Raw genomic sequence first — 12,312 nt, forward strand, 5'->3', positions numbered from 1 at the left:
ATTATTTCAAATAAATGATTGAATAAGTATGGCGGACACTCTTGGCCTAAGCTTTTGCGTTATACCACTTTTTGAGTTGGTCATTCATGATCCGTACATGATGGTCTTCTACTTCAAAACTGGCGCCGGCTATATGAGGCGTCGCCAGTACATGTGGATGACGGATGAGCTGATAGTCGATAGCATCCGGCGGTTCCTGATCAAATACATCCAGGACAGCGCCCCGGATCTGCCCGTTTTTTATCGCCTCCAACAGGGCTTGCCTGTCTACGACTGCCGCTCTGGCCGTATTGACAAAGATCGCATCTTTTGACATCAGTCCGATAAGATGGCGATCAATCATCTTTTCCGTTTCTTTATTATTGGGCAGATGAATGGAAATGATGTCGCTCTTTGTAAACAAAGCTTCCAGATCTACCTTCTGATAGGCTTTATTGGCATCTGTGTAATACGGATCATAATAGCAGATTGTACAGGGGAACTCTTTTAAGATGTTGGCGAGTTTACGTCCAATCGCTCCGAACCCGACTAATCCCACTGTTTTACCGGCCAGTTCACTGCCCTTGAACTGAAGATAAGAAGTATGCGCTCCTGCTTCCCATTTCCCTGACTCTAGCCAGTCAATCGCAGGAAGTGTTTTTCTAAGCAGGGTAATAACATTGGCAATAAGCAATTCAACGACGGCCTGTGCATTTCTGGCAGGTGTATAAAACACAGCGATCCCTTTTTCTTTGGCCGCTTCCAGATCCAGATTAGAGGGTGTCCCTCTGCAAACACCGATAAACTGCAGCTTTGGAAAAGCTTCAATGACTTCTCTGGTCACATGATCGTGTTCTGTTATTAATGCAGTCGCCTTCGCTTCTTGCAACAGTTCAATTAACTTTGTTGCAGTAAAGGCACTTCCATTTGTTTTCCATGGCCGGTAGCACACCTCACCAAACATAGACGCTATTTCACTTAACCCCTCCTCATTATAAGGTGCCGTAATTAATACACTCATTTATATGTTGTTTTTATAATTGAATAAAATCTTTGTTCTCTGTCAAATAGCAGTCATGCTTATCTGCATCCTTATCACACGCAGCATGTCTATTCACCTTTGATCAGTCAATGGCCTACAGCCTCTAACGGACTTTCAACAGAAGGGTGCATGGCGTGGGCTGTTTTTGCCTTATCCGGCAAATGGATAAAGCTCGTCAGAATCGCACTCACAAAATACAAACCAGCCAATATCCAGACAACGCCTTCATCTCCGATCAGTCCTATGAACAGACCCACTATAGCAGGCCCGACAAAAACCGCCAGCCCTGCGCCGAGATTCAATATAGACATTGCCGCACCTTTGTCTTCCTTAACCAGTGAAGGAATCAAGGCAGATAGCGGAACATAACCGGCCAGCAGCGCACCCCATAGCACGCCACTTATCTGTACCAGCCAATAGCTACTGCCAAAAAGAATTGGCGCATAAAAAAACAGTAAGGTCGTAATGCCACAACCAACACCCCCAAACCACATGATCGTATTTCTCCACCCGACCCGGTCTCCGACAAAACCAAAAATTAAATTAAAAGCAATATTGGCAATAAAAATGGTCCCCCAGATTTTGAGCCAGGCACTGGTATCAAACCCATGATGCGCCATATACATGGGCAAAAATACCGGAAAGGCAAACTGCGCTGTCGTATTAATCACCCGTACGATACCGCCCAGCAATACTTTAGGCTCTTGTTTAACGATAGTAATCCCCTTTTTTAATTCCGCAGCTTTGGTTCCACTTTTATTACTAAGCAGAAACTTGTCTTTATTGACTATCAAGGCAAAAAAGGCACCCAGCAACACCCAGAAAATTGAACTCCAGAGTGTATTTAGATAACCTAAATGAATGATGGCCCAACTGGAATAATAGGCACCGAATACATTCAGGCCTCCTGTAAAGACAAACCAAAACCAGCCTACGGCTGCACCAAGCTTTCCTGGTGTACTGCGGTAAGTAATCCAAACGAGAAAGGAATAGGCAAACAATGGATAGCCAAAACCTCTTAAAGCATAGGTAAACAGCATAGGCCCGAACGCCAGATTTGGCAATCCAATCCCGATAAAACCAGCAGTACCCAGTATATATAGTATCAGCCCCAATAACATGGCCTTCTTGGGGCCATAGCTTTCCGCAAGTACACCACTAAACCAGGATGCGATGGCAATCGTAACACCGTAAACGGTAAATAAAGCAGCCGACTGCTCAATGGACATGCCCCGGCCTATCAGGTAAGGGCTGAGCCACCCCTGCTCTATTCCATCTCCCATCATAAAGATAAGTATACCCAGGTAGCCCCAGGCAAGCCGCCTGGGCATGCCTGCACGTTCCAAAATGGAATCCGACCCGCTGTTTAACGCACTATTCATTGATCATCATTTTGATTAAAAATATAATTGAACTGATTATGAAATGGTTACATCACCATGATTACCTGATTCAGCACCATATTGCTTTCTTACACGGATACCTATTTCTTTCATTATAAAAGAATGTAGCAAAACACTATTTGAAATATATTTAAATATTATGAAAGCAAATTAAATAAATTAATTAAGGTAAACAAAATTTCTTTTAACCTTTTATAAAGACCTCATAACATCAACGCCCACCATAGCCTCTCGTAATTTCATGACTACCAAGGCCTTGATTTAAAAATAATCACTTCCGTTACACTACGGCCTCTTTTTTGAACTAGCCCAGGGACAAATCGTCATCCCATCGTGGAATCTGGTCATCGATTTATCCGGTGGCGGCCATTACTTTTACAACCTAAAAGCATCTCAGGGAAATATAAAAAAGAATCGCAGGATGGCATCAGACCACGATGCGATAATAATGTGTAAAATATATGAAATTCATAAAGACAAATCAGGACTTGGCATCCCTTTTCACCAGAATTCCCATCGGACTGGGTTTCATGGCGCATGGCTGGGCAAAAATAAGCAGAGGCAGCGCTGGTTTTGAAAAATTACTAACGCTCACAGGCGTTCCATTACCACATTTGAGTGCGGAAATCGTGCCTTACATTGAACTACTGGGTGGAATGGCCATATTAATGGGTCTTTACGTCAAATTCGTTTCTTTACCACTGATCATTACAATGCTGGTAGCCATGTTTACCATCCAGATAAAGTTTGGGTTTAGTTCTGTCAACACGATTGGATTATCACCAGAGGGCCCCTTGTTTGGCCCTCCCGGATTTGAAATTAATTTGTTATATATCGGAGGACTATTGAGTCTTTTGTCAATAGGTGCCGGAAATTATTCCGTTGATAAAATCCGCTTAGCAAAGAAAAAGACTTAATGGAAAATCGCGAGGCCGGGAATCTCACGGGAACTGCGCAACGAAATAATAACCTTCACCCTTCTTACGCCTTTGAGTCCGCCGATTCGATCTAAGGGAATATTTATAAAGTAAGAGATCACCGTAACTAAATATTCTAAGACACCTGATGGGTTATATAACGGATCAATGCTCCCGCAGCAGTGTTTTTATATCTCTTGAAAAGCGCTCCGACCCGTAATCAGCAAAACCTTCTTTTCTGTATCGCACCCGCCCCTGCTTATCCAATACAATGGTTGTTGGTAAACTGCCTGCATAGAAATTAATATCTACGTTTGAATGTAAACGATAAACAGGTACACTATAGTGATGCTTTTTCATAAAGGCGCTAACTGTACCGGCGGTAAAATTCTGTACGTCGTCTTCATTCAGCAGCACAAAAGCCACCTCTGGATGATCAATAAATTCATCATGGAGCTGCTGTATGGAAGGCAATTCGGCAATACAGGGTGGACACCAGGTAGCCCAAAAATTAATGAACACCACCTTGCCTTTGAAGTCACTAATTCGCAATATCTTACCACGCTCATTTATAAAGGTAAAGTCTGTGAGTGGAGACAGTGTTTGCCCGGTGGACATTGGATGGCCGGTGTTTTGGGTTGAGCCGGTCATTTTTTCAATATGCGCATCAAAAAGCCCGGTCGACATCAGCCTCTGTAAAACCCAGGCCTTGGCATTCGGGCTGAAAAAAAGCAATAATGCCGCCGCAATCAATACAAGATTGAACAGGTTTTTACGAAACCACCTCCGCAGATTGCCGCCCTGGCACTCCTTTTTTGGCTTACCCGATCTCATCGCCGGATGCCGATTATCCCTCATCATACAATATCAATTCTTTAAGTTTTTAAACATTGCCAGGCCGGCAGAAATAGTTCAAGGCCTTGTCCTGCCACTGGCAATCATCTCCTGAAAGGCCATGGAAGTGTTACCTCCTCATATAAGATACAGATATACAGCATTTTGTTGAATGCTGTATATCTGTATGAAAATTCAATATTATTTATTTAAAAGCTGCTCAATCTCATTAAACACTTCCGCAGTTCCATAGTCTCTGGCGCCTTCTACCCTCGCAACAACTTCTCCTGCCTTATCCAAAATAACAGTTGTAGGAATCGCATCTCCCAAAAACTGTGAAGGAATGGCTCCCTGTGCTTTATAAACGGGCAAATCATACCCGTTCTTTTCCAGATATTTGGAGGAGGCCTCCAGGCGGCCGTCTATATCTATCATTAAAAACACAATATTCTGATGGTTCTTAAAATGTGTTCTCAATTTCTGTATGGTTGGCATCTCCTCCCTGCAGGGTGGGCACCAGGTAGCCCAGAAATTAATAAATACAACTTTGCCCTTTAACTCACTTAAGGTAAGTATATTCCCCTGCATATCCTGCACCGTTAAGTCAGGTGTCTGATGCCGGGGAAGACTGGCTTGAATCGTAGCGGACCGCTCTGCCTTACCTGGCGCGGTAATCTCTTTACCACTGCCGTCATCACTGCGCCGGTGCTGGCAGGCACTCAGGCTAAGACTAAAACAAAGCGCTGAAAAGAGGATCACGAGAAACTTCATTTTGTTTTTCCACGCTGATTGGATATTGGCTATTATTTTAAAGCTTGTTATATCTGTAATTGATTTTTGGTTATTCATGAATGTCATTCTATCAAAATTTTCTGGTTAATATCTATAATTCTTTGCAGATCGTGCATATCAGGATCATAAAGGTCCCATATGCCAGAGATCGGTAAACATTTCAGAGCCGTACAGCTGTCATTTCAGCCGTGAATGGTTTATTTTAATATCAGCGTATCACTACGCTCACCGATCTAACAGTAGGAAAAAATACAGTAAACTAGCGGGGTATTATATAAGGAGTCTTCTATGACTCAAAAAAAGAGGTATAGTGGCAAGCCGGACGCTTCTGCCTGAATAGAATCGGTTGCTGGCATCTAACTCACTGAATGCCCCCGCAAGCCATATAAAGAATGCGCTGAGGACAAATAAAGTAGCGGTATCAGAGGAGATGTTTATATGGAACCGGAGCGTATCCCTGGCTGCGCTCCAAAGCTCAGATGGCGTACGGACAACGCAAATGTTTGGATGAAGTTTTCCAATTGCATTATTTGTATTGTTGACGGCTCTGGACATTATAGCCGCATGACCGTCTTGATCCAATAAGTTTTTTAACTGCGACTTAATGAGGCAGGAAGACAGCAGCAAGCACAAAACAGCAATAAAGCCCATCAGCGCTTTTCTTATGCCGGTCTTTTGATATTTATGCTGCATCCAGTCTGTTTAGACTGCAATATTAGTAGAATTGCATAAAGACCACAAATTATCGGTTTATTTTTAACTTTTAAGCCAGACAACCTCAAGACCCTGTCAATTTAAAGGAAACTTTATGCAGTCTCCTTTAAGTCCTTCTGCGGTTGCTTCGATCTCAATTTCACCCCGTTTTCCCGTTGATTGCAATAGTATCGTGGCAATGCCTGCCTGGGTCGCGCTCAATTCCGGACTCACGATACGGGCACTTCCGTGAACTGAAAACTGAATCAACCTACTGCTGGCAGAATCAGCGCTGAATACCGGGTGGCCGGCAGCATCCATCAGCGTCGCATGAATAAATACGGCGTCTGCTCCATCGGCTTGTAGCGGAACGCCCTGATCCGCTACTGATAATTGGATACGGACCGGCTTTCCAGGTGTATATACATTGCTGATGGCAACAACCTTTCCTCGCTGTATGCCTTCCGCCTTTAATTCTCCCGCCTGAAAGGGAACGGCCCTAAAAGTAAACGGCGGTGAGGCCAGATGACTGGCGTCTCCGCCAGTAAATGGATGCCCGCCCTTTTCCAGATCGGTGCCATAAGGTCTGTCGGGCCCCCGGTCCGGCCCTTGGGTAGCTATCTGCCTGCCATTCACCGATAACCGGACAGAATCCCCATTGCTATACACGATGACTTTACGCTTATTATTTGGCCCTTTTTCCCAGTAATTGGCTATATACACCATGGGATTAGGCTTTCTCTTCTGGCTTTGGAAAAAATAATAGGAAAACTTGGGAATCCTGTATAAATCTGCCATACCCCAGTACTCAACAATATTGGTCAGTCCTGCCATACCGTCAAAAAACGCCCAGGTCATATCGCCGATACATCTGGGATAGTAGACTTGATTGCGGTTATGCTCCCATTGCAGATTCCAGGCTTGTTGCAATAACGCCTTTTCTCCCGCTGCCCTGGATTTTCTGGAGGAGCTCTCTCCACCACCGAATTCATAGTCTCCATATTCCCTGACCAAAAACGGATGATCAGGATAGGTTGTGTTGTTTCTGGCACCAGGATCTCCATTCCAGTCATCATAGGGCACGTCCCAGGCCGCCTTAGTAAAATAAGAATCGCCACTGGTATAAAAGTCTGTGCTGTCCTGCCACTCTCTGTGAGCCACCGCTGATTGCGCCACGCGAAATTCCTTGGGCGGGTAGGCTTCATTCAGGCTGACTTCCCAAAGGAAGACAGCAGGGTGATTGCGGTCCCGGCGGATCATTTCTCTGATATCGCGCATAACGAGTGCTTTAAATGAAGCGGCCTTGTTGAAAAACTGCCACCCGGGAATACAGTCGATCAACAAAATACCTAAACTGTCACAGGCGTCATAAAAGGACGGATCTTGCGGATAGTGTCCCAGTCTCAGTGCATTAATACCCGCTCTCTTTACCAGTACCGCATCTCTTATGTTGGCGTTATCCGAAAGCGCATTGCCGATCCAGGGATAGTTCATGTGCCGGTTAGAGCCCATTAGGCGGACCGGCTGGTCATTGATCAGCAACCCTTTTTCTTTGGTGATCCGGATGGTACGCAGTCCGATTCTGGTCCGGACTTGATGAATGGTTACTCCGTTTTGCATAATGGACGTAACCAACGTGTAGCGGTAAGGATCTTCCAGGCTCCAAAGATGCGGATGCTCTACAAGCACGTTCTGCACAAAAGTGCTGTCGGTACCTGCCGGTAGCTGTTGCATAGGTGTTTGCCACCGGCCGGCTTGTCGTCCCTTTTGGTCTACCAGTCGCTGAACGATCCGGAAAGTCCTGGCGCGGCGATCCTGATTTTGGATATTCGTCCTGATCTTTATCCGCCCACGGTGCTCACCTGCTCTTTCCAAGCCTTCGTAATGTATAAATACACCACCACCGCCGGTCGTATGGATGGCAGTAGCAATTGTAATATGCAATGGATCAGTGATATGCAACCAGGTGTCCCTGTAAATCCCGGAATAATAGATAAAGTCCAGCTTTGTCACCGGCTTGCCCGGAGGAATCAACGGACTAGCCCGGTTGTCCACTTTGATAAAAATCGTATTCTTTTTCCCATAGTTTAATCTATCCGTCAGATCTAAAGTGAAAGGCAAATAGCCGCCCTGGTGACGCTTTACAAACCTGCCATTTATCCAGACATCTGCTATCTGCATGACACCATCGAAGGCTAACTGGATAATTTTGCCCTTTAATTTGGAGGGAACAGTAAACGTTTTTCTATAATAAGCATATCCTTCTGTGGGCGTTTCAATAGGAACAGGTTCAATAAAAGCAGTATGCGGCAATATCACTTTTTGCCATTTGGCCGCTTTCAGACGAGCGCGCTCCTGATCAAAATTTGTACTGGAATCCTTATAGTCCGTATCTTCCTTGTTAACAACCTGGACATTGAACTGGTCGGACCAATCCTTGCCTAGTCCCCTTTTAACGCCAGTTTTTTGCCCATCGGCATGTGTAAATGCCAAAGCTGTAAATTCCCAACCTGTATTAAATTTCTGCAGTGGCTCCATTACCAATTGCGCCTGTGCAGGCGCATCTGCAATAATCATTAATAATGCCATTAGCAGTAGTGACAAACAAGTCAGGCAATTACCTTTCTTCTGCTTTCGCCCAAAGGGTTGTCGTTGTAAATAAATGCTACATGTCAAGTGGTTCATACCGAAATGATTTATGACTATTATTTAACTGAATTGGCCTTCTCATAAAAATTCGACCAGCATCCATAGAAATTTTACGCACTATTTTTGTAAAATCGCTGTATTCAGCATGCGCTTTATATTTTAAAAATTCCGATGTCTGACAAATCAATCCGCTGTTTTCCAATATATCTACTTTTCCTTACAAGTACCGTCCCTTCAAATGGAAAAGCGGCTACTGTTGCAAAAGACAACAATTTGATGCAGGCCTCTGACAAGGTTCTGCTATATTTATTTTTATCCTCGTCCCCTTTAGAAATGCAGCTGCAATACAGCCATCACCGGAAAGTGATCGGAAGCTTTCACTGTATTTAATACCTTCTGAGACAACACTTTAAATTTACTTGCAGGTCTATAGGCTACATAGTCAATCGCACCCGATGCATCGCCTTCGTCGAAAGTGGGAGGACAGTTTTCGCAAGTTCTTGTCATTTGCTGGTCTAGCGTTTTTATTACCTCACTTTGTTCATGGGCATTAAAATCGCCTCCAATGATAAATGGCATGTTCAAACCAGCCGCAATTTGATTGATCTCTTTTATTTGCAATAGCCTGTTTTCCTTATGATAGGCATCCAGGTGAGTGCTGGCAAATGTCAGTTTCTTTCCACCAGGCAGGTGCACCACTGCAGTGGCCAATACACGTGGTTCTCCTTTTAAACTTTCAATGGATGGAAGTTGATGGGTCGCCGTACCCGATAAAGGGAACTTAGAAAGAATGGCAATGCCATATTGACCTCCTTCAAGATCCAGTGTTTTGGCAAAATAATAATATTTAAACCCAGCTCTAGCCGCAATTTGAGCCGCCTCATCAATATTACCGCTACGTTTAACGTTCACGTCAATCTCCTGCAGAGCAACCAGATCCGGCGCAGCGCGCTTAATCGCATTTGCAACGCCGTTCACGTCGATCAGCTGCGCATCACCGGGTGGATTACAGTGATGTGTATTGAAAGTCATCACTTTTAGTTGTATGTTCTTTACCGGAGTCGTTTTCTGCGCATGGCTGATAAATGCTATAGAAAAAACCAGCACTGCCAGAAGCATTGTCCTTTGATATATTCTTTGCATGATTCAAATTTTGTTTACAATGTTAATCATTTCTTTATCGAAAATCAGGAAACCAGATCTAAGCATCCCTATTGATACACTTTTACCCAATCAACCAGCATTTTAACAGGCAGGTCTTCAGGCGCTACCTCTCCTACCCAGGAACCACCCAGTTGCTGATCAATCAGTATATAGAAAGGCTGGTCAAAGGGCCATTGAGAAGGATCCACACCGGCCACCCGTGGGTAGGTAAAGGTTTCTTTACCATTTAACAAATAGACAATCTTATCCGGATACCACATTAAGCCGAAAATATTATATTCATCTTCTTTATAGATTGCAGTCCCGTAATGTGGTGGTTTTTTATCCTGTTTCAGATCCAGGGTATAATAGGAATGTATTGTCTGGTAAATAATACTATCCGAGTTCAAATGCTCCATTATGTCGATCTCGCCATTTCTGGGGTAAGGACCATATTTATTGGTCTCAGCCAGCATCCACATAGCCGGCCAGGCGCCCCGGGCCGTCTCCAGTTTGGCCCTTATTTCTATTTTCCCATACTGAAACGCGAACTTTCCCTTACTATAGATGCCACCGGTTAAAAAACGGCGCTTGTCAACAGAAGTGTCTGGGTTGTTAATGCCGATTAAGGCCAGCTTGCTATCTTCAATACGATAACATCTTTCATCGCTGGTCATATGTTTATTCCAGGCGCTGCTGCCTGCCGGCACCTTTGTCCATTTCGTTGAATCTATCCTGGAACTATTAAAATCATCTTTCCAGACTAACTTCCATTTTTTATGGATCCTTCCTTCTTTTTGAATATAAAGCCGGCTTTTCGCTGTTGTCTGGGAGCTTGTCTTGCAGCCCGGACAATAAAAAGCGATACATACCAGCCCTAATAAAAATTTGCGCATAGCTTAGCTACATTGATATAGACGGCTAAAAGTAAACAAAAATTTAATTTCCGGGTAAAACAATCCACGCATTCGTTCTAATCAAAGCTCCATAGGCCATACAAAGATTATCATGCAAATACTTCCAATCGCTTATTTTTGTAGTCATGACTAAAATCTCAAAAAAATCCAGCAACAAGAAGCATAAAGCCAATCCGCCTGTTTTGAACGTACCCACTGAAACATTTGATGATCTCATAAACCATATGCGATTCGAATCTTATAATGACTTAAACGCTTTAGAACAACTCATTCACGACGCCGAATTATCCTCTAAGACCCGTGGCTATAAAATGCCCTCTGATCATCATATTGCCAGGTATCTTCTGTCAAATAAGATGGATGCGGGGTGGAGAGAAATCAGCCATGAAAAACTGGCCCCATTTCAAACAATGTCAACCTGGCATATTCCCGGTGAAAAAGAACAGAAAGAGCAAGATGAGGAAGCGGCAAAGAGTTTTGCATTATTCGAACCAACCATCTATGATCCCGGGAAAGTCCGCCATTGGAATCACGCAGACTGGGATCAATTTCTACTGGAAATGAATCACGGTCCAAATTATTTCAAAAAGGCTGGCAAGACATACTTTTCAAAGCTATCTCTAAAATCATTATATTGCTACTGGAAGGTACTAATCAAGAAAGAGAAGCACTCATTCAAAATGCACTAAGTACAAAGAATCAATAACCCGTAAGAAATTTTTCGGGCAGAATCATTTCCTGATAAATTTCTAACTCAATTAAAGTACTATGAATAATACTGAAAGAATTTACAAGATGAGTTTTGCCGGCGTCTACCCCATGTATATTCAAAAGGCAGAAAAAAAAGGCCGTACGAAAGCCGAAGTAGACGAAATTATATGCTGGTTAACAGGCTATAGCGAAAAAGGATTAAAGGCGCAATTGGCACTTAAAAGTAATTTTGAGGATTTCTTTGCAAATGCGCCCAGATTGAACCCCAATGTGGGCAAGATCACAGGGGTCATCTGTGGCTACAGAGTGGAAGACATCGAGGATCCGCTGGTGCAAAAAGTCCGTTATCTGGATAAACTGATTGATGAGCTCGCTAAAGGCAAATCCATGGAAAAGATCCTGAGAAAACCCTAGCGGATCAATATCACCCCGGATATAAAAACGCACTGACACTCATAACAAACCTATTCATCTTATAAAGCGGTAGATAAACCGTTGCAAATGGGTCATTTTGTTGGGCATAATTCCAGTAAGCGATTTTAAAGCCATCTCTCCATTTACATTACGGCGCTTATCCATTTGCAGGGAGATGGCCTTTAAAACCAAACTTTAATCAAAACCGATAATTGGCCTGAGCCACTAATATTTCTCCCATTGACTTACCTTCTTTCTTCAGCTCTCCATCAACATAGATCTGAACAGTCAACGTAGCATCCGCGTCTTGTCCCAGCGCCTGTATACTGACGTTTGCATTGATGGACCCTGCAGGCGCTATAATTTCATCACTAGCCCAGCTTTCGCCACTTAAACTACTCTGCGTTGTAATGTCCGTATCGACGCCATAAACTGTATTGGAAATAGTAGATCCATCAGAGACGGTGGCCTTGAAGATAATTTTATGGGATTTTGACGGGGGTGTATCTTTTTCTTTGCTGCAGGACGAAATAAGACTTGTTCCTATTACAAAGAGGATAACCCACAAGCGCAATCGATTCTTTCGGTTAAAGATATCTTTCATAGTTAAGCGTATTGATGAATTGTTTGATAAAACAAAACTATTCATATAACCAGTCTACCCCAATAACCCAAATCAAGTATTTTACCGTTACCTGATTTTCGGTAGATACTACTGCTGCCAATGTCAGTATTCTATCAAATCGGGAAAGATTTGAAGCATTATAAAAGAATGATGAAATCGCCTGTCCTGCGGCAGACACTAATGATACATCCCT

12 protein-coding genes are annotated in these 12,312 nt (G+C 43.5%); 3 read left to right on the top strand and 9 right to left on the bottom strand.

Annotated elements, in window-relative coordinates; translation table 11 throughout:
* Positions 1 to 46 precede the first annotated feature (46 nt).
* Both K9M52_RS00310 and K9M52_RS00315 read right to left on the bottom strand, forming a co-directional pair.
* Positions 47 to 1,000, bottom strand: coding sequence for a 2-hydroxyacid dehydrogenase (locus tag K9M52_RS00310; protein WP_224070072.1), 954 nt, complete (start codon positions 998 to 1,000; stop codon positions 47 to 49).
* Positions 1,001 to 1,107: 107 nt separating this feature from the next.
* The gene (locus tag K9M52_RS00315) at positions 1,108 to 2,403 is read right to left on the bottom strand and encodes an MFS transporter (protein WP_224070073.1); all 1,296 of its coding nucleotides are present in this window, start codon (positions 2,401 to 2,403) and stop codon (positions 1,108 to 1,110) included.
* A gap of 482 nt (positions 2,404 to 2,885) precedes the next feature.
* Here K9M52_RS00315 and K9M52_RS00320 point away from each other — a divergent pair, with 482 nt between their 5' ends.
* Entirely contained in the window at positions 2,886 to 3,341 is a 456-nt protein-coding gene (locus K9M52_RS00320; RefSeq protein WP_224070074.1) for a DoxX family protein, read from the top strand.
* 165 nt (positions 3,342 to 3,506) lie between these two features.
* Here the strand turns inward: K9M52_RS00320 and K9M52_RS00325 are convergent, their stop codons facing one another.
* From K9M52_RS00325 to K9M52_RS00350, 6 genes are all read right to left on the bottom strand, one after another.
* A complete protein-coding gene (locus K9M52_RS00325; protein ID WP_224070075.1) occupies positions 3,507 to 4,202 on the bottom strand; it encodes a TlpA family protein disulfide reductase in 696 nt (231 codons plus the stop codon).
* A gap of 174 nt (positions 4,203 to 4,376) precedes the next feature.
* Positions 4,377 to 5,024 (bottom strand): TlpA family protein disulfide reductase, encoded by a 648-nt coding sequence (locus K9M52_RS00330; protein WP_224070076.1) that lies wholly within the window; start codon positions 5,022 to 5,024, stop codon positions 4,377 to 4,379.
* Positions 5,025 to 5,237: 213 nt separating this feature from the next.
* Entirely contained in the window at positions 5,238 to 5,660 is a 423-nt protein-coding gene (locus K9M52_RS00335; RefSeq protein WP_224070077.1) for a hypothetical protein, read from the bottom strand.
* Between the two features lie 96 nt (positions 5,661 to 5,756).
* Positions 5,757 to 8,345 (bottom strand): glycoside hydrolase family 2 protein, encoded by a 2,589-nt coding sequence (locus tag K9M52_RS00340; protein ID WP_224070078.1) that lies wholly within the window; start codon positions 8,343 to 8,345, stop codon positions 5,757 to 5,759.
* Between the two features lie 291 nt (positions 8,346 to 8,636).
* On the bottom strand, positions 8,637 to 9,452 hold the full coding sequence (locus K9M52_RS00345; protein WP_224070079.1) for an endonuclease/exonuclease/phosphatase family protein: 816 nt from the start codon (positions 9,450 to 9,452) through the stop codon (positions 8,637 to 8,639).
* A 68-nt stretch (positions 9,453 to 9,520) separates the two neighbouring features.
* Positions 9,521 to 10,348 carry a glycoside hydrolase family 16 protein gene (locus K9M52_RS00350; RefSeq protein WP_224070080.1) on the bottom strand — a complete coding sequence of 276 codons (828 nt, stop codon included), beginning with the start codon at positions 10,346 to 10,348 and terminating at the stop codon, positions 9,521 to 9,523.
* A 146-nt stretch (positions 10,349 to 10,494) separates the two neighbouring features.
* On the opposite strand from K9M52_RS00350, the gene K9M52_RS00355 reads away from it, so the two are divergent.
* Both K9M52_RS00355 and K9M52_RS00360 read left to right on the top strand, forming a co-directional pair.
* Entirely contained in the window at positions 10,495 to 11,058 is a 564-nt protein-coding gene (locus K9M52_RS00355; RefSeq protein WP_224070081.1) for a hypothetical protein, read from the top strand.
* Between the two features lie 79 nt (positions 11,059 to 11,137).
* A complete protein-coding gene (locus K9M52_RS00360) occupies positions 11,138 to 11,494 on the top strand; it encodes a DUF2200 domain-containing protein (RefSeq protein ID WP_224070082.1) in 357 nt (118 codons plus the stop codon).
* A 199-nt stretch (positions 11,495 to 11,693) separates the two neighbouring features.
* Here the strand turns inward: K9M52_RS00360 and K9M52_RS00365 are convergent, their stop codons facing one another.
* Entirely contained in the window at positions 11,694 to 12,098 is a 405-nt protein-coding gene (locus tag K9M52_RS00365) for a hypothetical protein (RefSeq protein WP_224070083.1), read from the bottom strand.
* Positions 12,099 to 12,312: the final 214 nt, after the last annotated feature.

Source organism: Arachidicoccus terrestris (genome assembly GCF_020042345.1).
GTDB classification, from domain to species: domain Bacteria; phylum Bacteroidota; class Bacteroidia; order Chitinophagales; family Chitinophagaceae; genus Arachidicoccus; species Arachidicoccus terrestris.